The 21,543-nt window shown below is 68.5% G+C and carries 20 protein-coding genes; 13 read left to right on the top strand and 7 right to left on the bottom strand.

What is annotated here, in order from left to right; all coding sequences use genetic code 11:
- Positions 1–52: 52 nt before the first annotated feature.
- Complete coding sequence (locus IEY68_RS21550) at positions 53–1,108, bottom strand: DUF6745 domain-containing protein (protein ID WP_062998874.1); 1,056 nt, start codon at positions 1,106–1,108, stop codon at positions 53–55.
- A 46-nt stretch (positions 1,109–1,154) separates the two neighbouring features.
- Positions 1,155–1,481 carry a DUF8820 family protein gene (locus tag IEY68_RS21545; RefSeq protein ID WP_062998876.1) on the bottom strand — a complete coding sequence of 109 codons (327 nt, stop codon included), beginning with the start codon at positions 1,479–1,481 and terminating at the stop codon, positions 1,155–1,157.
- Between the two features lie 173 nt (positions 1,482–1,654).
- Between IEY68_RS21545 and IEY68_RS21540 the strand changes: the two genes are divergently transcribed.
- The 6 genes from IEY68_RS21540 (at position 1,655) to IEY68_RS21515 (ending at position 7,921) form a co-directional block, all read left to right on the top strand.
- Positions 1,655–2,623, top strand: coding sequence for an STM4015 family protein (locus tag IEY68_RS21540; protein WP_062998878.1), 969 nt, complete (start codon positions 1,655–1,657; stop codon positions 2,621–2,623).
- A gap of 88 nt (positions 2,624–2,711) precedes the next feature.
- Entirely contained in the window at positions 2,712–3,695 is a 984-nt protein-coding gene (locus IEY68_RS21535) for an STM4015 family protein (protein ID WP_062998880.1), read from the top strand.
- Entirely contained in the window at positions 3,692–4,837 is a 1,146-nt protein-coding gene (locus tag IEY68_RS21530) for an STM4014 family protein (RefSeq protein ID WP_062998882.1), read from the top strand. The genes IEY68_RS21535 and IEY68_RS21530 overlap by 4 nt, the downstream gene beginning before the upstream one ends.
- A 1-nt stretch (position 4,838) precedes the next feature.
- The gene (locus tag IEY68_RS21525; RefSeq protein WP_062998884.1) at positions 4,839–5,681 is read left to right on the top strand and encodes an STM4013/SEN3800 family hydrolase; all 843 of its coding nucleotides are present in this window, start codon (positions 4,839–4,841) and stop codon (positions 5,679–5,681) included.
- Complete coding sequence (locus IEY68_RS21520; protein WP_062998886.1) at positions 5,678–7,018, top strand: STM4012 family radical SAM protein; 1,341 nt, start codon at positions 5,678–5,680, stop codon at positions 7,016–7,018. The genes IEY68_RS21525 and IEY68_RS21520 overlap by 4 nt, the downstream gene beginning before the upstream one ends.
- Positions 7,019–7,024: 6 nt before the next feature.
- A complete protein-coding gene (locus IEY68_RS21515) occupies positions 7,025–7,921 on the top strand; it encodes an STM4011 family radical SAM protein (protein ID WP_062998888.1) in 897 nt (298 codons plus the stop codon).
- A 23-nt stretch (positions 7,922–7,944) separates the two neighbouring features.
- Here the strand turns inward: IEY68_RS21515 and cycA are convergent, their stop codons facing one another.
- Positions 7,945–9,426: a D-serine/D-alanine/glycine transporter gene (gene cycA / locus IEY68_RS21510; protein WP_229718905.1), complete on the bottom strand. Its 1,482-nt coding sequence runs from the start codon at positions 9,424–9,426 to the stop codon at positions 7,945–7,947.
- Between the two features lie 179 nt (positions 9,427–9,605).
- On the opposite strand from cycA, the gene IEY68_RS21505 reads away from it, so the two are divergent.
- From IEY68_RS21505 to IEY68_RS21495, 3 genes are all read left to right on the top strand, one after another.
- A complete protein-coding gene (locus IEY68_RS21505) occupies positions 9,606–9,854 on the top strand; it encodes a hypothetical protein (protein ID WP_062998894.1) in 249 nt (82 codons plus the stop codon).
- A 136-nt stretch (positions 9,855–9,990) separates the two neighbouring features.
- The gene (locus tag IEY68_RS21500; protein ID WP_229718904.1) at positions 9,991–10,263 is read left to right on the top strand and encodes a PIN domain-containing protein; all 273 of its coding nucleotides are present in this window, start codon (positions 9,991–9,993) and stop codon (positions 10,261–10,263) included.
- 43 nt (positions 10,264–10,306) lie between these two features.
- Positions 10,307–10,771: a tRNA (cytidine(34)-2'-O)-methyltransferase gene (locus IEY68_RS21495; protein ID WP_062998896.1), complete on the top strand. Its 465-nt coding sequence runs from the start codon at positions 10,307–10,309 to the stop codon at positions 10,769–10,771.
- Positions 10,772–10,855: 84 nt separating this feature from the next.
- Here the strand turns inward: IEY68_RS21495 and IEY68_RS21490 are convergent, their stop codons facing one another.
- From IEY68_RS21490 to IEY68_RS21480, 3 genes are all read right to left on the bottom strand, one after another.
- Complete coding sequence (locus IEY68_RS21490; RefSeq protein WP_229718903.1) at positions 10,856–11,932, bottom strand: DUF4349 domain-containing protein; 1,077 nt, start codon at positions 11,930–11,932, stop codon at positions 10,856–10,858.
- Positions 11,933–12,346: 414 nt separating this feature from the next.
- A complete protein-coding gene (locus tag IEY68_RS21485) occupies positions 12,347–15,667 on the bottom strand; it encodes an error-prone DNA polymerase (protein WP_062998904.1) in 3,321 nt (1,106 codons plus the stop codon).
- A gap of 8 nt (positions 15,668–15,675) precedes the next feature.
- On the bottom strand, positions 15,676–16,128 hold the full coding sequence (locus IEY68_RS21480; RefSeq protein WP_189094421.1) for a hypothetical protein: 453 nt from the start codon (positions 16,126–16,128) through the stop codon (positions 15,676–15,678).
- Between the two features lie 134 nt (positions 16,129–16,262).
- Here IEY68_RS21480 and IEY68_RS21475 point away from each other — a divergent pair, with 134 nt between their 5' ends.
- Positions 16,263–17,303, top strand: a complete 1,041-nt coding sequence (locus IEY68_RS21475; RefSeq protein ID WP_062998906.1) for an SDR family NAD(P)-dependent oxidoreductase — start codon at positions 16,263–16,265, stop codon at positions 17,301–17,303.
- A 31-nt stretch (positions 17,304–17,334) separates the two neighbouring features.
- Positions 17,335–17,898 carry a TetR family transcriptional regulator C-terminal domain-containing protein gene (locus tag IEY68_RS21470; protein WP_062998908.1) on the top strand — a complete coding sequence of 188 codons (564 nt, stop codon included), beginning with the start codon at positions 17,335–17,337 and terminating at the stop codon, positions 17,896–17,898.
- A 15-nt stretch (positions 17,899–17,913) separates the two neighbouring features.
- Here the strand turns inward: IEY68_RS21470 and IEY68_RS21465 are convergent, their stop codons facing one another.
- Positions 17,914–19,170, bottom strand: a complete 1,257-nt coding sequence (locus IEY68_RS21465) for a serine hydrolase (protein WP_062998964.1) — start codon at positions 19,168–19,170, stop codon at positions 17,914–17,916.
- 207 nt (positions 19,171–19,377) lie between these two features.
- Between IEY68_RS21465 and IEY68_RS21460 the strand changes: the two genes are divergently transcribed.
- Both IEY68_RS21460 and IEY68_RS21455 read left to right on the top strand, forming a co-directional pair.
- Entirely contained in the window at positions 19,378–20,925 is a 1,548-nt protein-coding gene (locus IEY68_RS21460; RefSeq protein WP_062998916.1) for an MFS transporter, read from the top strand.
- A 249-nt stretch (positions 20,926–21,174) separates the two neighbouring features.
- Positions 21,175–21,540, top strand: a complete 366-nt coding sequence (locus IEY68_RS21455) for a VOC family protein (RefSeq protein ID WP_062998918.1) — start codon at positions 21,175–21,177, stop codon at positions 21,538–21,540.
- Positions 21,541–21,543: the final 3 nt, after the last annotated feature.

Here is a 21,543-nt window from a genome sequence, read left to right as displayed (position 1 = left end):
CGGTTCCAGTCGCGGCGTCGGTCACGAGGGCGATTGTTCCAGATCCGGATGTTCAGGTCTGCACGAGCGGTTCGTAGTCCGCTTCGGTGACGCCGAACGTCCAGGCGACACCCTCCCGCGCGGTCCGGGTGGTGGGCGGCACCCGCAGCCAGTAGGTGCGGCTGGTGCCGTCGGGTTCGGGGGTCGAATTGACCACCTCGACCATGACGACATCCTCGTCGTCGGTCAGCGGGATCCGCCAGAGGATTCCGGTCTCGTCGCGTTGTACGGGTTCGGCGCCGGACTCCGCGAGGTACCGGTCGTATCCGTAGAACTCGAGCATCACCCGGCGCAGCTCCGCGTTCTCCTCGGTGCGGATGCGGTCGGCGGTGAGCGAGGCGAGCCCGGCCAGGAAATCGCCGGGTACCGGCATCCCCCGCCACGCGTACAGGGCGAAATCGTCGGAGTAACCCACCGCCGGACCGTCGGCACGGTCCAGGCGGCCGGCTTCGTCGCGGTACAGCGCGGTGGGCCGTTCGCTGATCACCGCGAGATTCTCGTACGGCCACCACCAGCCCGCCTCGCGCGCCACCGCGGCCAGTCCTTCCAGCGGGGTGCCCGGGGCGGTGTCGAAAGCGCACAACCAGGCGGCGTCGTGCTGGCCCATCACCGCGTCCAGCAACAACAGCCGCGCCCGCAGTTCCTCCTGCCCGGCCGGACGAGCGAGTTCCGGCTCGTCGGCCGGTTCCGCCGATCCGGGGGCCACCGCGGCGACCACACCGTCCCGGATCCGGCTCACGACGGGTTCGGTCAGCTCCCAGAGCCCGGCTCCGGTGGCCTGCCAGTGCCGGGCGAATTCCCGGGCGCCCAGTGCGGTGTGCAGCCGGTCGCGCTCGGCGGCCCAGGGGGCACTGCGTACCCGCTCCCGTACCGAGGCACCCGCCTCCCCTGACAACGCCTCCGCCGACAGCATGCGCACCGCGTCCAACGGCGAACGGGCCCAGCGGATCCGTTCGGGTGCGCGCAGACCGGCCCGTTCGTAGGCGAGCCGCACCCCTCGTTCGGCGGCTGCCCGGTCGCCCGGGCCGGTTACGGCGGAAAGAGCCCGCCACTTGGCGTATTCGGTCACAGTTCTCTCGGTCCTGTTCTCGTCCTGGGGTTTCGGTGGCCGGGTATCAGTCCGCGACGATGCGTACGGAACCCGGTACGTATTCGCGCTGGCGCACCACGCGGTACCACCCTTTCGGCAGGGTGATCGCGGAATGTTCCTCGTGCACCAGCCGGCCGCCCTCGGGCAGGTGCAGCACCATGGCGTCCGGCCGGTGCGGTTCGGGGAACAGCGTGCCGGGCGAGGCGATGGCGTGCGCGTGCCCGGTCACCTCGCCGAGCGCCAGCACCATCCGGCCCCGGGCATCCCGGCGGGCCGGCTGCCACGCCGCCACGGCTTCGGACACCGCGACCTCCGCGACCGGAACGATCAGGACGTCTCCCTGGCGATACATGTGATTTCCTCCCGTTACGGCATTCTCGCGCCGTGCTGCCGGGACCATAGCGCCGCGCACCGACAGATCCGGCGGCCCGGACGAGCGGGCGGCGAGGCGAGATATCGCCGTCCCGCACCGGTCACCGAACGCTGGTAGAACCTTCTCGTTATCGACACGGCCGGAAGGGCGCCATGGCAATCGGAAGTCATCTCACGGAACTCGCAGGACTGCCCGCCTTCGATTTCCCCCGATCGGTGGAGACACCGACCGACCTCCCCGCGGCGGACGCGGTGGCCTGGCGGCTCAGCGTGGACTCCTGGACGAGCAAGCGCAGCTGGGCCGACGTGTTCGCGGCATTCCTGGACACGGTGGACGGCACCCGGGTCCGCGCGCTGATCATCGGTCACTGGGTGAACGAGGCCGCGCACCCGCACACGGACGGCGACCCGGTGGTCGAGGCGGTCGTCGCGGCGGCGGACCGGCTGCCGGAGTTGCGCGCACTGTTCCACGGCGACATCACCTGCGAGGAGAACGAGATCTCCTGGATCCGCCCCGGTCCCGCCGCCGAACTGCTGCGTGCCTACCCCGCGCTGCGTGAGTTCGGTATCCGCGGCAGTGACGACCTCGTGTTTCCGCCGACGACCCACCGCTGCCTGGAAACGCTCACGATCCAGTCGGGCGGGACACCGCGCGCGGTGCTGCGCGGCGTCGCCGCGAGTGATCTGCCGGCCCTGACCACTTTGGATCTGTGGCTGGGTACCAGCGAATACGGTTGGGACGGCGAGATCGCCGATCTGACGCCGATCCTGGCCGGTGACCGGCTGCCCGCGCTGCGGCAGCTGGGCCTGCGCAACAGCGAGATCCAGGACGAGGTGTGTGCCGCGCTGGCCGCGGCGCCGGTGCTCGCGCGGCTCGAAACACTGGATCTGTCGATGGGCGTGCTCACCGATCAGGGCGCCGCGGCGCTGCTCGGCGGGCAGCCGCTCACGCATTTGAAACGTCTGGATCTGCACTACAACTACCTCAGTGCGGCGATCCGCGACCGGCTGCGGCAAACGCTGGAACCGGCGGGTGTGGAATTGGATCTGGACCCCGACGACGCCGAAGAAGATGTCGAGGACGACGGGTCGGTATGGCGCTTCGTCTCCTGTGGGGAGTAAAGGTCTTGCCCGGCCCGCACGTGTCGGCCGGTGTTGGTAGAACGATCGCGACACCCGGAGACGACCCGGCCGCGGAAAGGCACACTCGATGACGATCAACCACCATCTGGCGGAATTCGGCGGCCTGCCGGTCTTCGACTTCCCCGAGCACCTCGTGGAACCGGAGCACGCCGCTGCCACGAGTTTCGACCACCCCGCGGTGGAATCGGTGGCCTGGCGGGTCGGGCGGATCGGCTGGGATTCGGAGGGGTCCTGGACGGACCTGTTCGATCGCTTCCTCGAACTCGTGGACACCACCGGGATCCGCGCCTTCGTGGTCGCGTCCTGGGTGGATCTCGAGGAGGACGGCTACGAACCGGTGGACGTGGTGCTGCAACGGCTGGTGGCCGCCCGCGATCGGTTCCCGGCGCTGCGCGCGCTGTTCCTCGGTGATATCACCCAGGAGGAAAACGAGATCTCCTGGATCACCCAGGGTCGGGTCACCGAACTGCTGGACGCCTACCCCGAACTCACCGAATTCGGGGTCCGGGGTTCGGAACAGCTGAGTTTCCCGGCCGTCCGGCACGAGCGGCTGGAGAAGCTGACCATCCAGGCCGGCGGCCTGCCGGCGACGGTGGTGCGCGGGGTGGCGGCGAGCGATTTCCCGGCGCTCACCCACCTCGACCTGTGGCTGGGCACACCCAATTACAACGGCAATGCCGAGATCGCCGATCTCGCACCGATCCTGGCGGGCGACCGGCTACCCGCGCTGCGGCATCTGGGCCTGCGCAACAGCGAGATCCAGGACGACGTATGCGCCGCACTGGCCGCGGCGCCGGTAGTGGCTCGGTTGGAAAGCCTGGACGTGTCCATGGGAATCCTCACCGACGCCGGGGCGGCGGCGCTGCTCGGTGGCCAGCCGCTCACCCACCTGGAACGTCTGGACCTGCACTACAACTACCTCAGTGCCGAGATCCGCGACCGATTGCGTGAAGCCCTGTCCCCGAAGGTCGAACTCGACCTGGATCCCGGGGACGCGGAGACCCACTCCCACAACGGTGAAGTGTGGCGCTACGTCTCCGTCAGCGAATGACCTCGCCGTCTCCGGCGCGTCGCGGCGCGTATCGCTGGGTGGTGGTCGGTAACGGCGAGAGCCGGCGGGTCCGGTCGTTCCGGGCGGCGGCGGTGGCGGCCGGGCTGCCCGCACCGCGCGTGGTGGAGTGGCTCGACGTGCTGCGCGAGGGCGGGCACCGCTTCGCCGACGACGAACTGGTGCGACTGGATTCGCCCGGCGAACACGCCGAGGTGGACCGCATTCTGCGCGGCGTCACCGATCCGACCCGGGTGGAGGGCACCGCGCGCTGGTACGCCGGTTTCGGCGCGGCGGTCATATCGCTGCACGGCGGCTGCCGGCTCGACGATCCCGCGGAACTGGCCGTGCTCTTCGACAAACGACTGTGCCATGCGCGGCTCGCCGCCGCGGGCGTTCCCGTACCCGCCTCACCGACCTCGTGCCCGGTCGCACCGGTCCGCGATTGGCATGATCTGCGGGCACGGATGCGGGCGACCGGCCTGGCGCGGGCGTTCGTGAAGATCGCGCACGGATCGTCGGCCTCGGGGGTGCTCGCCCTGGAAACGCATCCCGCGGGCGGGGTTCGCGCCACGACCTCGGTCGAGACCACACTCTCCGGCGCCCTGCACAACTCGCTGCGGGTGCGGCGCTATCGCACCGAATCCGAGATCGCCGCGATCGTGGACCGGCTCGCCCCCGACGGCCTGCACATCGAACAGTGGGTGCCTAAATCCTCACTCCAGGGCCGATCGTGTGATCTGCGGATACTGGTCGTCGCGGGCCGCGCGACGCATATGGTGGCGCGGCGATCGGCGGTCCCCATCACCAATCTGCATCTCGGCGGCGAGCGCGGCGATCCGGCCGCGGTGCGCGCCGCGGCCGGCGAACACTGGCCCGCAGCGCTGGAACTGGCGGAGCGGGCGGCGGCATGCTTTCCCCGCACGCTGTGCGTCGGGGTGGATCTGCTGCCGACCGCGCACTGGCGGGAATTCGTGGTCGCAGAGGTGAACGCGTTCGGCGATCTGCTGCCCCGGATCACCGGTCTACCCGGTTCACCCGCAGTGGGGATGGACACCTACGCGGCCCAGATCGCAGCCGCTGCGCGCTGGTACGGTGCGGTGCGCACCGCATTCGCACCGGAGGACGAGCATGTACCGGCCTGATATGAACGAGGTGGTCGGCCGGAACGATCTGCTCCTGCTCACTCTCGACACCTTGCGTTACGACGTCGCGGCGGCGGAGACCGCGGCCGGCCACCTGCCGAATCTCGCCGCGGCGCTCCCGGGTGGCACATGGGAAGAACGCCACGCACCGGGCAATTTCACCTATGCGTCGCATCAGGCCATGTTCGCCGGTTTCCTGCCCACCCCCGCGGCACCCGGCCCGCATCCGCGCCTGTTCGCCGCCCGATTCGCCGGTAGCGAGACGACCGCGCCCGGTACCTTCGTCTTCGACGAGCCCGATCTGCCCACCGCGCTGACCGTGCTCGGCTATCGCACGGTCTGTATCGGCGGTGTCGGTTTCTTCAACAAACAGGGTGCGCTGGGCAGCACCCTGCCCGGGCTCTTCGCCGAAAGTTACTGGGAGCCGAGTTTCTCCGTCGCCTCACCGACCTCGTTCGAAGCCCAAGTGGAATGCGCGCGCCGGCTGATCGCCGAGACGCCCGCCGATCAGCGCCTGTTCCTCTTCCTCAATGTCTCGGCGCTGCACCAGCCCAACTGGTTCCATCTGCCCGGCGCCACCCGGGACTCCGGCGACACCCTGGAGACCCACGCCGCGGCGCTGCGCTATGTCGACCGTCATATCCCGCCGCTGTTCGACGCCCTGCGCGCCCGCAGCCGCTGTTTCGCCATCGTCTGCTCCGATCACGGCACGACCTACGGCGAGGACGGATACACCGGACACCGGCTCGGCCACCCATCCGTGTGGACCGTGCCCTATGCCCATTTCTTCCTCGAACCGCACCCGGACGGCCCCGCGCACGAAAGCTCCGAGGACCCCGCATGACCCGTACCCTCGCCCGATTACCGCGGCCCTACCAGAGTTACGTCTACGCCTATCCGCACAAGACGGCCTACCGCCCGCTGGAACCCCGCCCCGCACTGCGCGAGGTCTGGGCGGATGAGCCCCGCGATCCGCTCTCGCTCTACCTGCACATACCGTTCTGCGAGATACGCTGCGGTTTCTGCAATCTGTTCACCCGGGTCGGCGCCCCTGCCGACCTCACCACTCGCTATCTGGACGCGCTCGCCCGCCAGGCCGAAACCGTCCGCGCGTGTCTCGGCACGGCCGAGAGTCCGCGTTTCACCAACGCGGCGTTCGGCGGCGGCACACCCACATTCCTGGACGCCGGTGAACTGCGCCGGCTCTGCGATATCGCCGAGCACATCATGGGTGCCGATCTGCGCGCCATCGGGTTCTCGGTCGAGACCTCCCCCGCCACCGCGACCGCCGACCGGCTGGCCGTCCTCACCGAACGCGGCGCGACCCGGATAAGTCTCGGCGTACAGAGTTTCGACGAGAACGAATCGCGCGCGGCCGTCCGGCCACAGCGACGTGCCGATGTGGAGGCCGCGCTCGCCCGGATCCGCGAGAGCGCCGTCGATCACCTCAATATCGATCTGATCTACGGGATCGACGGCCAGACTCCGGCGAGCTGGCGGTACTCACTGGACGCGGCGCTGGCCTGGCGGCCCGAAGAGATCTACCTGTACCCGCTGTATGTCCGCCCGCTGACCGGTTTGTCCCGGCGGGACCGCGCCGCGGCGGATCTGGCCTGGGACGAGCAGCGGCTGCGGTTGTACCGCGAGGGCAGGGACCATCTGCTCGCCCACGGGTACGAACAACGGTCCATGCGCATGTTCCGGCGCCTCGACGCTCCCGCGGCGGGACCCGACGACTATTCCTGCCAGACAGACGGCATGATCGGCCTGGGCTGCGGGGCCCGCTCCTACACCCGGGGCCTGCACTATTCCTTCGATTACGCGGTATCGGCGCAGCAGGTGCGCTCCATCATCGACAGCTATGCCTCCACCACCGATTTCGAGCACGCGGTCAACGGCCGCGTGCTCGACGCGGACGAAACCCGGCGCCGGCATCTGCTCCAGTCGATCCTGCGGGCCGACGGCCTATCCGTAGCGGACTACCGCGCGCGTTTCGGCACCGGCCCGCACACCGATTTCCCGGTGGAACTGGAATTGCTGGCCGATCGCGGCTGGCTCGCCGATACCGGTCCCGCGCTGTTACGACTCTCCCCCGAGGGTTTGGCCTACTCCGATGCCATCGGCCCGGAGTTCTTCTCCCCCGCGGTCCGTGCGGCCATGGCCGAATACGAATTGCGGTGACCGGCGGTGGATCTCACCCTGCTCTACCGCGGTCCCCTGGCCTCCTGCGATTACGACTGTCCCTACTGCCCGTTCGCCAAGCGCCGGGACAGCCGAGAGCAGTTACGCGCCGACCGGGCAGCGCTCGAACGGTTCACCACGTGGGTGCGCGACCAGCGCACCGACCGGATCTCGGTGCTGTTCACCCCGTGGGGTGAGGGGCTGGTCCGGTCCTGGTACCGCCGGGCCCTGGTCGAACTGTCCCATGAACCCCATGTTCAGCGGGTCGCCATCCAGACCAATCTGAGCTGCCGCACCGAGTGGCTGGGTGCGGCCGACCGCGATACCGTCGCGCTGTGGGGCACCTACCACCCCGGTCAAACGCCCTACCGGCGTTTCCTGGACAAGACCCGCGCCCTCACGGACGCCGGTATCCGGTTCAGTGTCGGAGTGGTGGGCCTGCCCGAGCACTTGGAGCACGCTCGACGACTGCGCGCCGACCTGCCGGGAAATGTCTACCTGTGGATCAACGCCGCCGAAGACCACCTCTACACCGACCCCGAAGCCGCCGACTGGACCGCGATCGACCCGTTGTTCCCGTTCAGCCGGGATCCACACCATTCACTGGGCCGGGCCTGTCGCACGGGGTCGTCGGTATTGTCGGTCGACGGCGACGGCACCGTGCGGCGCTGTCATTTCGTGAAGGAACCCCTCGGCAACCTCTACGACGGCTCCTATCGCGACGCGCTGCGACCGCGGCCGTGCCCGCGCGCGCTCTGCGACTGCCATATCGGCTACGTCCATCTGGAATCGCTACCGCTCTACGACGTGTTCGCGGGCGGGGTCCTGGAACGGATCCCCGCCGCCCGGGCCGAAGTGGTGGATCTGCCGACGCCGGTCGCCCTGCTCCTGGGCGGTGCGTAACACCGCACCGCCCGGCAGACGGATCAGCGCAGCGCGGCGGTTTCGGCGAGCACCTTCTCCTTGTGCTGCTCACGCAGCGCGGCATGGTGCGGGCTGCGCCGCACCACCAGGTAGGCCGCACCCAGCACCACGAACCAGATCGGGGTCACCAGCAGGGCCTGCAGGGTGTCGCTCTCCTGGGTGAGCGCCCAGACCAGGAAGACGAAGAAGGCCAGCACCGCGTACACCATCGGCACACCGCCCGGCATTTTGAACGTCGACGCCGTGTGCAGTTGCGGCCGCCGCTTCCGGTACACCAGGTAACTGGCCAGGATCATCGTCCAGACGAACATGAAGCACAGCGACGAGATGGTGGTGACCACCGTGAACGCCTCCACAATGGACTGGCCCGCATAGAGCAGCACCACACCGATCAGCAGGAACGCGCACGAGAAACGCAGCGCGTTGGCCGGGACCTTGCGCCGGGACAACCGGCCGAAGAGAGCGGGGGCGTCGCCGTCACCGGCCAGGCCGTACACCATCCGTGAAGTCGAGTAGATACCCGAGTTCGCGCTGGAGGTGGCACTGGTCAGCACCACGAAGTTCACCACGCTCGCCGCGATACCGAGCCCGGCGAGGGAGAACATCGCCACGAACGGACTCTCGTCGGCCGAGACCAGCCGCCACGGTGTCACCGCGCAGATCACGATCAGCGCGCCGACGTAGAACAGCAGAACCCGCACCGGGATCGAATTGATCGCACGGGGCAGGGTGCGTTCGGGATCCTTGGCCTCGGCCGCCGTGGTGCCCACCAGTTCGATCCCGACGAAGGCGAATACCGCGATCTGGAATCCGGCCACGAAACCCATGGGCCCGGTCGGGAAGAAACCGCCGTCGTTCCACAGGTTGGCCAGCGATGCCGTGCTGCCGCTGTCACCGGTGAAGCCGGTGATCACCATGACCAGGCCGGTCACGATCAGGGCGCCGATGGCGAGCACCTTGATCAGCGCGAACCAGAACTCGGTCTCACCGAACGCGCGCACAGTGGGCAGGTTGAGCACCAGCAGTACGAGGATGCAGACCAGCGCGGGTATCCACATCGGCAGATCCGCCCACCAGTACGAGACATACCCCGCGATCGCCACCACATCGGCGATACCGGTGACCACCCAGCAGAACCAGTAGGTCCATCCGGTGAAGAAACCCGCCCACGGGCCGAGCAGATCACCGGCGAAATCACTGAACGATTTGTACCCGGAGTTCGACAGCAGCAGCTCCCCCATCGCCCGCATGACGAAGAAGAGGAAGAAGCCGATAACCATATAGACGAGGATCACCGAGGGGCCGGCGAGCGAGATCGTCTTACCGGACCCCATGAAAAGGCCGGTACCGATCGCACCGCCGATGGCGATCAACTGGATATGTCGATTCGCGAGCTGGCGGCTGAGCTTCTCCTGACCGCCGCCCGGATCGCTCACCCCGCTCGCGTCGTCGCCTGAACCTCCGTGGCCCTGCAGCACGGCCATAATGCTCCCTCCGGAATCAATCGGACAGCCCATTCGACCATCGGCAACGGATTCGTGCAGAGTGGGCGGCCCTACCGTACGCCGCAGCAGCCTGGGCGGCGCAGCGGCACCACATGTCCACCTCGGCGCATTTACGGAGGTCAGGGCACAGGGGTCGGCTAGCCTCTAAACTCGCACCTATGACCGCAGCGTACGACTACGAAGACCTGCATCGGCTGGTCGACCGGCTGACGCCGGACCAAGCGCGGGCGCTACAGGCCGTCGCGTTGCAACTGGTGGTCACCGACACCCCCGAGAGAGAGGCAGCTGCCGAGCCGGTGGACAAGCGACGTCGACACCTCTCGTTCGCGGGCGTGATGCACGCCGAATCCGATCTGGCCGAGCGGTCGGAAGACCTCCTGCGCGAGGAACTTGGTCGAGCCGAGTGATCGTCTGTGACACAGGTCCGCTCGTCGCTGTGCTCAACAAGAACGACTCAGATCACCGGCGTTGCCTCGATCTCCTCGAGGCTCATCCGGGCCCCGTTCTGGTGCCGAGCCCGTCTTCGCGGAAGTTTGCTACTTCATGGAAACCCGCGTAGGCCCGCAAGCCGAGGCCACTTTCCTGGAATCGATCGCCAACCAGGAGATCGAACTCGTCGAACTCACCCGAGCTGACCTGCTCCGAATGGCCGAGCTGGTTCGCAAGTATGCGGACTTTCCGCTGGGGGCTGTGGATGCGGCGGTCCTTGCTGTCGCCGAACGGCTCGAGGTCACCGAGGTGGCGACGCTCGATCTGCGGCACTTCAGCGCAGTTCGGACCCGGCACGCGTCCCCACTCCGGCTGTTACCCGACTGACCGGCTCGATGACCGCTGTTGCCACCTGGTTGACTGATCGGCTGTGTTCCGATTGATCTTCCACGAGCCTCGTATACCGGGTAATACCGGCAACGCCATCCGGCTCGCCGCCGGGACCGGCAGTGAGCTGCATCTGATCGAACCGCTGGGTTTCGATATGTCGGAGGCCAAGCTGCGCCGGGCCGGGCTGGACTATCACGATCTCGCCTCGGTGACGGTGCACCCGGACCTGGCGACCGCATGGGAGCGGCTGCGACCCGAGCGGGTTTTCGCGTTCACCACCCGGGCCACCACCCCACACACCGAGATCGCCTACCGGTCCGGTGACGTACTGCTCTTCGGTGCCGAACCGTCGGGTCTCCCGGCCGAGGTTCTCGCCGATGAACACATCAGCGCCGAATTGCGCATCCCGATGCTGCCCGGCCGGCGGTCGATGAATCTGGCCAATGCGGCCGCGGTGGCGGTGTACGAGGCGTGGCGGCAGCACGGGTTCCCGGGCGCGGTCTGACCCGGCCGCCGATCAATCGTCGACTTCGAACCGTTTGTGGCGAGAGGTCGCACCGCCGGTGAGCCGGACCGTGGTCGGCACGGTTCAGTCCCGGCCGGTGGCCTGGTCGTCCGATCCGGTGGCGGGCCCGGTGGTCTCGTCGCCGGTCTTCGTGGACTCGCTCGCGCCCCCCGCGGCCGTATCCGCGGGCTCCGCGGGTTCTGCTGCGGTCTGCGGGGTCGCGGACTCGGAGGTCTCGGCCGGCGCGGTCTTGTTCGCCGCCACCGAGGTGGTAGCGCGGGGAGCGCGCAGGCGGCGGAACAACCCGGCCACCACGCCGACGATCGCACCGATGAGGGCGAGGAAGATCAACCACGGCAGCACCTGGCCGATGAACACCACAGCGCCCTTCAGCCAGTCGAACAGCGAGTTCCAGCCGTCCACGACCCCGTCCCAGAAGTTGGCGGGCCCGTCCTCGACCGTCTTCTCCGCCGTGCTCTGGATATCGACGGTGAGCGTGGACAGCGAGATCTGGTCGTCGAGGTAACGCCGCTGCCCGGTGAGGCTGTCGAGTTCGGCCTGCCGGTCGGCCAGCGCTCCCTCGGCGGCGATCAGATCGGCGGTGTTGGCGGCGCGGGCCATGAGATCACGCAGCCGGTCCACCGAGGCCCGCAGCGCGGTGATGCGGGCGTCGAGATCCTGCCATTGCAGGGTTACGTCGTCACGGTTGGTGCTGACCTGGGTGATCTCGCCGAGCTCGCTCAGACCGTCGATGAACGCGTCGGTATCGGTGGCCGGGATACGGACCACCAGATTCGCGTGCGGATCGGAATCGGGGGTGCCGGGGTTCTCGGTGCGCTGGTCGACCCGCCCGTCCAGTTCGGCCACCCGGTCGACGAGGGACTGTGCGGCCGCGACAGGGTCGTCGGCGGTGAGATCCACCGTGCCGGTGACCACCTCCTTGCGATCGGTGGCCTGGTCGGGAGTGTCCGGCACAGGTGCGGGAGCCTGTTCCCGGCTCGGCGCTTTCTGGACCCGGATTCCCGGGGCCGTGGCAGGAGCGGGCGCGCCCTCTTCGAAGGAGAACGAGTGATCCGCTGTGCCGGAATGGGAATCGTCACCACAACCGGTGAGCAGTACCGACCCGCACACGACCAGAAACAACACGCCGAGCGTTCGCATGCTGGCAGCGTAATGGTCGATTTCGGGATCGGATACCGGAATGCCGGAGGCCGCCCTGTCCATCGGCGCGCGCCACCGCGCCCGGACAGTTCGTGATGTGCGGTAGGCAGTCCGCCGATAGCGACTCGAACACCTATGGAGTCGTCGGCCCACCAGGCTGATCAAGTTCTGGAGACCGTCCGCGCGTGCGCGACGCGGTGCGGGTGGTGGATTTCTTCTGTGTGGTCGTGATTCGGCTCCGGAAAGGTCGATCGAGACGACCCGCCCACCTTCCACTACTCCGGATGGTCCACCTCAGTGGCGGGGCCCGCCCCGGTTCTGGAGCGACGAAGCGAAGGAGCGCAGCGACTGAGCGCAGGAGTGAAGAACCGGGGTTAATAGGGCCCCGCCCGCGGCGCCGAAGGCGCCGCAATATCAACAGAAATCCCGGGAGCGGGAGCTGATGCGCATATCCAGGCGGCTCAGGTGTTCGGCGTAGATGCTGACCGCGCCTTCCGCATTCTGTATCCGCCCCCGGATCAGGAGCGCCGGGGAGCTCTGGGCGATGCGGCGGTACCGAGTCCACAGTCCGGCCGAGCACACCACGTTCACCATGCCCGTTTCGTCTTCCAGGTTCAGGAAGGTGACCCCGCCGGCGGTGGCGGGGCGCTGCCGGTGAGTCACCGCACCGCCGACCAGGACCCGGGTGCCGTCGGGGACCGAGAGCAGGTCGGCGGCCGGGATCACCCCGAGTGCGTCGAGGCGTGGGCGCAGGAACTGGGTGGGGTAGCTGCCCGGCGAGACACCGGTCGCCCAGACGTCGGCGGCGGCGTGTTCCAGGTCGCTCATACCGGGCAGCGCGGGTGTGGTGGTGGAGGCACCGGTCCCGGGTAGGCGGTCGGATCGCTCTCCGGCCGCCGCGCCGGCTGCCCACAGCGCTTCGCGTCGCGAATATCCCAGGCAGCCGAGCGCGCCGGCGGTGGCCAGGGATTCCGCCTGCGGGACGGTCATTTCCACGCGTCCGGTGAGGTCGAGGAACGAGGTGTAGGGGCCGCCTTCGGCCCGGGCCGCGACTATCTTGTCCGCGAGGTCCGAGCCGATGGACCGTACCGCCGCCAGACCCAGTCGCACCTCGGTCCCCCGCTGTTCCAGGGTGGCCTCGGCATCGCTGGCGTTGATATCCGGCCCGTGCACCGCGACCCCGTGCCGGCGGGCGTCGGCGACCAGTGACTGCGGCGAATAGAACCCCATCGGCTGGGCTCGCAACAGTCCGGCGCAGAACGCGGCCGGATAGTGCAGTTTGAACCAGGCGGAATAGAACACCAGGGCGGCGAAGCTCTGCGAATGACTTTCCGGGAAACCGAAATTCGCGAAGGCACGGAGTTTTTCGTAGATGCGGTCGGCCAGTTCGCCGGTTATCCCGTGCAGATCGCGCATGCCCTGATACAGCCGGCCCCGTAACCGTTCCATCTTCTCGGGAGAACGTTTCGAGCCCATGGCGCGCCGCAGTTGATCCGCTTCGGCGGCGGTGAATCCCGCGACGTCCACGGCCATCTGCATGAGTTGTTCCTGGAAGAGAGGTACCCCGAGCGTGCGTTCGAGTGAATGCCGCAGCGCTTCGTGATCGAAGACGACCTTTTCCAGCCCGTTCTTCCGGCGGATATAGGGATGGACCGACCCGCCCTGGATCGGACCGGGCCGGATCAACGCCACCTCGACCACCAGGTCGAAGAATTTGCGCGGTTTCAGTCGCGGCAGGGTCGCCATCTGCGCCCGGGACTCCACCTGGAACACACCCACCGAATCGGCCCGGCACAGCATCTCGTACACCGCGGGTTCGGCGAGGTCGAGAGTGTGCAGTTCGACCGTCACGCCGATGTGGTCGCGGACCAGGTCGATCATGTAGTGCAGGGCGGAGAGCATGCCCAGGCCCAGCAGATCGAATTTCACCAGACCCGCCGCGGCGCAATCGTCCTTGTCCCATTGCAATACGCTGCGGCCGGGCATTCGCGCCCATTCCACCGGGCATACATCGGCGATGGGCCGGTCACAGATCACCATGCCGCCGGAGTGGATGCCCAGATGCCGGGGCAGGCCTTCGATATCGGCGGCCAGCGCCAGTACCGGTTCGGGGATATCGGTCCCGGTTTCCGACCCCACACCCGTCCACCGGCTCACCTGTTTACTCCAGGCATCCTGCTGCCCGGGGGCGAAACCGAGAGCACGCGCCGCGTCCCGGACCGCTGATTTCCCGCGGTAGGTGATCACGTTCGCCACCTGTGCCGCGTTCTCCCGGCCGTAACGGCGGTAGACGTATTGGATCGCTTCTTCGCGGCGATCGGATTCGATATCGATATCGATATCCGGGGGCCCGTCGCGTTCCGGGGAGAGGAACCGTTCGAACAGCAATTTGTTCGCGACGGGGTCGACATTGGTGATGCCGATGGCATAGCAGACCGCGGAATTGGCGGCCGATCCCCGGCCCTGGCACAGGATGTCGTGCTCAGCGCAGAAACGCACGATATCGTGCACCACCAGGAAGTATCCCGGGAACCCGAGCTGGGCGACGATCGCGAGTTCGTGTTCGAGCTGCCGGTAGGCGGCCGGGTCGGCGGCGGGTGGCCCGTAGCGGTCGGCGGCGCCGCGGCGGGTGAGTTCGCGCAGCCAGGAGTTCTCGTCGTGCCCGGCGGGCACATCGAACGGCGGCAGGCTCGGCGCGATCAATCGCAGATCGAACGCGCATTCACGGGCCAACCGCACCGAATTCGGCACGGCAGCCGGGAATTCCGCGAACAGCCGGGCCATCTCCGCACCCGAACGCAGATACCCGCCCCCGGCCGGGGCGAGCCAGCCGGCGATATCGTCGAGACTGCGCCGGGCTCGGATGGCGGCCAGGGCCGCGGCACGGCGGCCGCGGTCGGGGGTCGCGAAATGCGCCGCGGTGGTGGCGATCACCGGCACTCCGGCCCGCTCGGCGACGGCGGCCAGCACGGTATTGCACTCGTCGTCGACGGGCAGACCGTGCCGGGTGAGCTCCACGGTCACCCGGTCGGGGCCGAACCGCTCGCACAGTTCCCGTAGCGCCGCCTCGGCGCGCAGCGGCTGTCCGCCCGCGTGCAGGTCCTGTTCCAGCGCCCGCCGGACCCGGCCCTTGCGACAGCCGGTGAGTATCTGCCAGTGACCACCGGCCGCGGCGGTGAGCGTATCGAGGTCGTAGCGCAGGATCCCTTTCTCACCGGCCGCCATATGCGCGGCCGCGAGTTGCCGCGACAGCCGCCGGTATCCCTCCTCGCCGCGCGCCAGGACCAGCAGATGTTCGCCGTCCGGGTCGGGTTCGCCGGTGCGGGGCGCCGAATCCGTGCGCCGGGAGCCGGATTCCACGAGGGTGAGTTCGGCTCCGTATACCGCGGCGATTCCGTGTTCGGCGGCGGCCTCGGCGAACCGGACCACCCCGTAGTAGCCGTTGTGGTCGGTGAGCGCGATCGCCGAGAGCCCCAGCCGCGCGGCTTCGGCGACCATTTCCTCCGGCTGCGAGGCCCCGTCCAGGAAGCTGAACGCCGAATGCGTGTGCAGTTCCGCGTACGGCACCAGCGGGCCGGTCGGTGGGCCCGCCGGTTCGGGCAGGTACGCCCCGCGACTGTTGCTCCAGGCCGGGGCGTCGCCGCCGTCGCCATCGGGAAACTGTCCGGGTTTCGGCCGGCCGGACAGTACCCGCTCCATCTCGGCCCAGCTCGGCGGGCCGTTGCTCCATCCCATGCCGCGCGTCAGCAGGCGACCCGTTCGGTGGACTGGGCTTCCAGCAGTACCGCCACATGATCCACGCCCGCTCGGATCACCTGCCCGTAGGCGTCGTCGGCGAGTATGTTCGCATGCCCGCGCGCGAGCGCCAGCTGCATCCGCGCCGCGTCGAAATCGCCTACCAGCCGGTGACTGTCGGCCAGGCTCAGATACAGCGACGGCAGGAAACCCAGTAGTCCTTCGCCGAGCGGAATACCTGGTACGAAGGCCGCGTCGAGCGCCCGGGTATCCCAGAGCAGCGCATCCTCGGCCGTGTCCTGGACATCCGCCAGATGGTGGGCCACCACACTCCGGGACAGCGGTTCCCCGCCCGTCCCGAGCTGATCCCACAGCAGTTGTAGCGACTGACGCGCCGCTTCCCGATTCGCCCCGCCGAGCCGCACCGCGGCATAGATATCCGCCATCCGATCGTCCGTCATGACTCCATCATCGCACATATGTTCGAATACAGAGAGTGGAAATCGAACCTGTTTTCGAACGCCGAATCGGCCCTGGCGGAGTTTCTTACTTTGGAGTAAGTTCGGCCCCGGAAGACCTGCGCAAAGGGGCTGTCATGAGCGATTCCGGGACCTACCAGGCCGATCACGCCCTCACCGGGCGGCATATCCTCATCACCGGTGCCTCGTCGGGGATCGGACGGGCCGCGGCACAGGCGGTCGCGAAGAAGGGCGCCGTGGTGTTCCTGCTCGCCCGCCGCGAGGACGAGCTCGCCGCCGTGGTGGCGGAGATCCGGGCGGCGGGCGGCCGGGCCTACGGCTACCCCTGCGATATCACCGACTCGGCCTCGGTCGAGGTGACCCTGGACAAGCTGCTCGGCGAGCACGGCCGGGTGGACATGCTGGTGAACAACGCCGGCCGCTCCATCCGCCGGGCCATCCACCGCTCCACCGACCGGCTGCACGATTACGAACGCACCATGGCCGTCAACTACTTCGGCGCCCTGCGACTCACCTTGGCACTGCTACCGCAGATGCGGGAGCGCGGATTCGGCCATATCGTCAACATCAGCAGCGCGGGTGTCCAGGTGGCCACCCCCCGGTATTCCGCGTATCTGGCGAGCAAGGCCGCGCTGGACAAGTTCACCGAGGTCGCGGCGGTGGAGACCATGGCGGACGGGGTCACCTTCACCACCATCCACCTGCCGCTGGTCCAGACCCCGATGATCGCCCCGTCCGGCGATCAGGGACGTGCCGAATCGCCGGAATGGGCGGCCGCGACCATCGTGCGCGCGCTCACCGAACGACCCCGGCGTATCGATGTGCCGATCGGCACCCTCGGCGAGTTCGGCGCGATGTTCGCACCGCGCCTGCGCGACCTGGTCCTGCACCGCTACTACCGGATGATCCCGGACTCCCCGGCCGCCCGGGGTGAACAGAACGGGTCGTCGCCGTCGGACCCGTCGGTCGCGACGCTTCCCGCCGAGGCGGCATCCGACGAGAACATCGCCGTCGTCCACCGCATCGACGACCACCGCCCCGCGCCGCGATACCGGGCACGGCGCGCACCGCTCCCCCGCGCGGGAGCACGGGTCGCGCGGGGCACGGGGACCGTCCTGCGCCGCGCCGCCCGCTGGGTTCCGGGCACACACTGGTGACAGATCCGGACCGGCGGAAGGAACGTCGATCGTGACAGATGAGCACCACGCGGTACTCGACGCCGTACTCGATCTGGTGACCTCCCGCGGCGTGCGCGAGACGACGCTGCGCCGGGTGGCCGACCACAGCGGCGTGGACGGGAAAACGTTGCGCCGCAAATACGGCGATCAGTACGGGTTACTGATCACCGCCGCCAAGGAACTCGAGCTCGACCGCGATCGCCGGCTCGCGACGATCGGGGCCGGACCGCACAGCGATTCGGTGGCCGACCGGCGCACCTATCTCGAGGCTGTCACCCGCGCACTCCTGCTCGATCCCGCCGACCGGCGGCGGCTGCTGCTACGCAACGAGATCGTCGCGAACGCCCGGCTGGTGAACGGTATGCAGGCCGAGACGAACTGGATGGGGACCTCCACCCGCACCCTCGTGGCCACCGCGCTCACCCGGGCCGCGGTGGCCGATATCGAACTCGAAACGGAGCGGCTGGTCGCGCTGATCAGTGGTCTGGCCTTCGAACTCGCCTACCCGTACGGAGCCGGTGACGGCGCGGCGGATCGGGTGGTGCGCCACCATATCGCCTCCATCGTGCACTGACCCGGCGGGCGCGGCTCAGAGTTCGAAGACCCGGTGCGCGGGCGGCAGCGGCCGGAACACCCCCGAGATCTGCGCCACCAGTTCCCACGGCCGCTCGCCGTCCAAAGAGGACTTCCCGTTCGTCAGGATCGCCCCGCTGAGTCCGCGGTCCGGATCGGCCCAGCCGTACTGTGTGGTGAACCCGCTGCGGCCGAAATGCGCGCTGGTGTCGTGTCCGAATTTCGAACGGTGCCCGCCCAATTCGTATCCCGCGCGGCTCACCCGCCCCGCCACCCCCGGGACCCGGGGAGCGGGTCGCACCGCGTCACGCAAGGTCTCGGCGCGCATGATCCGGACACCGTCGAGTTCGCCGCCGCGCGCGAGGATCTCGTAGAACCGGGACAGCTCGGCGGCAGTCGTCACCAGATTGCCCGACGGCAGTTCGGCCGTGAGGAAGGCCCGATTCGAATCCCGGTTCACCGCATCGTCGGCGAATCCGCCGCCCAGCGCCCGGCCCGCCAGGAACGAGGCGAACTTCGGGGGCGGCGGGCCGGTCTTCACACTCGGTACCACCGCGTCCACATCCCCGGGCGCGACACCCAGATTCGTCCAGCGGAAACCCAGCGGTTCCAGCACCCGCTCGGCGAGATGGTCCCGGATCCGCTTCCCGGTGGCTCGCTGCACCAGCAGCCGCTGGATGAGCCCGCTGGTCAGCGCGTGATACACCCGGAACCGGCCCGCCGGGTAGCTCGGTTTCAGATCGACCAGGCCGCGCAGGCACAGATCCTCGTCGAAAACCATCTCGTGCCCGCGGTAGGGGCGGGTCACGAACGGGACCCCTGCGGTGTGGGTGAGTACATGACCGATGGTGACAGCGCCCTTGCCGTTCGCGGCGAACTCGGGAATGTAGTCACAGACGGGGTCGTCGAACCCGAACACACCTTGTTCGATCAGCATGAACATCACCGCGGCGGAAACGCCCTTCGCGGTGGAGAATCCACAGAACGGGGTCTCGGTGGTCACCGGGATACGCTCGGTGTCCGGCCCGTCTCCCGGTGCGTTCCCCCAACCGTGGCCGATCGCCCGGTTCAGGAGTACCCGGCCGTTGCGGCGCAGGCAGACCTGGATCGCGGGAGTGCTCCCCATCCGGTACCACGCCCGCACCGACTCCCAGATCGCTTCGATCTCCGGCCTGGTCGGCCCACCGTCCCCGGCATCTTCCTCCGGACCGACGGTGGTGATGTCGTCCAGTTGGGCGGCGACCGGGACCAGGAGCGCGGTATCTGCCTTCACCCGCCCCAGGGTAGCCACGTCGGCGAGGTGGTGACGGGCGCCGGACAGCCACCGGCCCGATACCCGGCGCGCCCACCACGCACCGCCCATGACCAGGGCCTCGGCCGCGCGGCAGTAACCGTGACAGAGATCACCGATAGCCGTTCGGCTGAATCGTGCTCTGATCAATAGGAAGCAACCGCTTGTTTCCTCTGCCGGGAGGTGGCCATGACATCGGTGAACACGCGCCTTTCCCGGGCGCATATCTGGCTGCTCACCCTGTCGTCGATGGCGGTCGCACTGGTCATCGCGGCGATGGCCGCCCTCTACACCGCGCTTCCCGAGATCGCCGCCGATACCGGTGCCACTCAGCAGCAGCTCACCTGGGTGGTCGACGGATACACCCTCGCGCTGGCCTGCCTGGTCCTGTTCTCCGGCGCGCTGGGCGACCGGTTCGGCCGTCGCATCATGATGGTGCTCGGCTTGGTGGTGTTCGCCATCGCCTCCGCGGTGCCGCTCGCCTTGGACGAACCGCACTGGATCATCACCTCTCGGGCCGTCGCGGGGGTGGGCGCCGCGCTGGTGATGCCGTCCACGCTGTCGCTGCTCACCGGAGGGTTCCCGCCGGAACGACGCGGAGTGGCGGTCGGGCTGTGGGCCGGGGTGGTCAGCGGTGGCGCGGTACTCGGCATCCTCGGCTCGGGGCTGCTGCTGCAGATCTGGTCCTGGCAGGCGATCTTCCTCGCGATGACGGTGGCCGGCGCGGTACTGGCGATCGCCGGTTGCACGGTTCCCGAATCCGTGGACGACACCCGGCCGCCGCTGGATTTCTGGGGCGGTATCACGGCTTCGGTGGCCGTCGGCGGCCTCGTGGTCGGAGCGATCGAAGCGCCGGTGCGCGGCTGGACCGATCCGCTGGTACTGGGCCTGTTCGGCGCCGGAATCCTCGCCGGGGTCGGGTTCGCGACGGTCGAACTGCGGGTACCCAACCCGCTACTGGACGTGCGGCTGTTCGCCGACCGCGGTTTCGGCAGCGGCGCGGTGAGCGTCGGTGTCCAGTTCCTGGTCGCCTTCGGTTATTTCCTGCTGTTCGTGCAGTACATGCAGCTGATCTTCGGGTATTCACCGCTCATGTCCGCGGTGGCGATGGCACCGATGATCGCACCGCTGATCGGTATCTCGGTCTTCGCGCCGCGGCTGGCCGAACGGTTCGGGCTGCGCCTGCCCACCTTCCTCGGTCTGCTGTGCGTCGGCAGCGCGCTGATTCTCGTCTCCCGGACCACCGTGGACAGCACCTACCTCGACATACTCTGGCCGCTGCTGATCCTCAGCATCGGGCTCGGTCTGTGCACCGCCCCCGCGACCGCCGCCATCATCAACGGCACACCGCCGGAGAAGCACGGGGTGGCCTCCGCGGTCAACGACGCCTCCCGCGAAGTGGGCGCGGCCATCGGTATCGCGATCTCCGGCAGCATCCTCGCCGTCGGCTACGCCGACCGAATCGACCCCGCGCTGCCCAGCCTGCCCGAAGCCGCCCGCGGACCGGTCGGTGATTCGCTGGCCGCCGCACTGGAAGTCGCCGAGAAGGCGGGCCCGGCGGCCGACCCACTGGCGGCCTTCGCCAAGGAGGCCTTCGTGCACGGTGCGCAACAGGCCGCCCTGGCCCTGGGCATACTCACCGTGGTGATGGCCTTCGTACTGGGCGCGTGGGCACCCGGCCGCAAGTCGGCCACCACTGCCTCGGCCGCCGCAGGTCCCGTATTGATGAACCGATAACCACAGCGTGTGAGCGAGCAGCGCCTGCGCCTCCTGGATCCGGCGCGCACTGCGGAAACCGGCCCCCGGACACCGACCACCGCGCCGCCGCGGCCGCTGCCACCCGGTGGTCGGCCGGCTCGGTGCGAAAGGTGTGGCCGCCCGGGGATGCGCGACACCTGTGGGCGCCGATATGGACCTCTGTTACTTTGCCCGACCGCTCCGGCATGCTCGGACCTGTTCACATCGACGCGAAAGGTGATCACTGCCATGCCGACCCCGAACATGTTCATCGTGTACGTCGCCGATGCTCCCGCGTCGGCCCGTTTCTATTCGGATCTGTTCGATATGGCGCCGAAGTTCGAATCGCCTCGATTCATCACCTTCGAGCTGGGCGGAGGCGTGGACCTCGCGCTGTGGAGCGGTCACCCCGACCAGTTGGAGCAGGCCGCCGCTCGCACTTCCGAGGTCTGCCTCAATCTGTCCGGCGGTCCCGCCGTGATCGACGAGCAGTTCGAGCGTTGGCTGGGCCGGGGTGTGAAGGTGGTCCAGGAACCGCACGACGCGGTGTTCGGGCGCACTTTCGTGGTCGAGGATCCGGACGGGAACCTGATCCGGGTCGCGCCCGTCGACTGAGGC

The sequence above is a fragment of the Nocardia jinanensis genome, assembly GCF_014645735.1.
Lineage (GTDB): Bacteria > Actinomycetota > Actinomycetes > Mycobacteriales > Mycobacteriaceae > Nocardia > Nocardia jinanensis.
The sequence above is the reverse complement of the archived record's forward strand: the minus strand, read 5'-3'. Positions and strand labels throughout refer to the sequence as shown.

What these genes read in the sequence shown, in the direction of transcription:
- IEY68_RS21545 (WP_062998876.1), bottom strand. Translation starts at nt 1,481, where the DNA reads ATGTATCGCCAGGGAGACGTCCTGATCGTTCCGGTCGCGGAGGTCGCG.
- IEY68_RS21505 (WP_062998894.1), top strand. Translation starts at nt 9,606, where the DNA reads ATGACCGCAGCGTACGACTACGAAGACCTGCATCGGCTGGTCGACCGG.
- IEY68_RS21490 (WP_229718903.1), bottom strand. Translation starts at nt 11,932, where the DNA reads ATGCGAACGCTCGGCGTGTTGTTTCTGGTCGTGTGCGGGTCGGTACTG.
- cycA (WP_229718905.1), bottom strand. Translation starts at nt 9,426, where the DNA reads ATGGCCGTGCTGCAGGGCCACGGAGGTTCAGGCGACGACGCGAGCGGG.
- IEY68_RS21530 (WP_062998882.1), top strand. Translation starts at nt 3,692, where the DNA reads ATGACCTCGCCGTCTCCGGCGCGTCGCGGCGCGTATCGCTGGGTGGTG.
- IEY68_RS21485 (WP_062998904.1), bottom strand. Translation starts at nt 15,667, where the DNA reads ATGGGATGGAGCAACGGCCCGCCGAGCTGGGCCGAGATGGAGCGGGTA.
- IEY68_RS21460 (WP_062998916.1), top strand. Translation starts at nt 19,378, where the DNA reads ATGACATCGGTGAACACGCGCCTTTCCCGGGCGCATATCTGGCTGCTC.
- IEY68_RS21520 (WP_062998886.1), top strand. Translation starts at nt 5,678, where the DNA reads ATGACCCGTACCCTCGCCCGATTACCGCGGCCCTACCAGAGTTACGTC.
- IEY68_RS21455 (WP_062998918.1), top strand. Translation starts at nt 21,175, where the DNA reads ATGCCGACCCCGAACATGTTCATCGTGTACGTCGCCGATGCTCCCGCG.
- IEY68_RS21535 (WP_062998880.1), top strand. Translation starts at nt 2,712, where the DNA reads ATGACGATCAACCACCATCTGGCGGAATTCGGCGGCCTGCCGGTCTTC.
- IEY68_RS21500 (WP_229718904.1), top strand. Translation starts at nt 9,991, where the DNA reads ATGGAAACCCGCGTAGGCCCGCAAGCCGAGGCCACTTTCCTGGAATCG.
- IEY68_RS21540 (WP_062998878.1), top strand. Translation starts at nt 1,655, where the DNA reads ATGGCAATCGGAAGTCATCTCACGGAACTCGCAGGACTGCCCGCCTTC.
- IEY68_RS21480 (WP_189094421.1), bottom strand. Translation starts at nt 16,128, where the DNA reads ATGACGGACGATCGGATGGCGGATATCTATGCCGCGGTGCGGCTCGGC.
- IEY68_RS21475 (WP_062998906.1), top strand. Translation starts at nt 16,263, where the DNA reads ATGAGCGATTCCGGGACCTACCAGGCCGATCACGCCCTCACCGGGCGG.
- IEY68_RS21525 (WP_062998884.1), top strand. Translation starts at nt 4,839, where the DNA reads ATGAACGAGGTGGTCGGCCGGAACGATCTGCTCCTGCTCACTCTCGAC.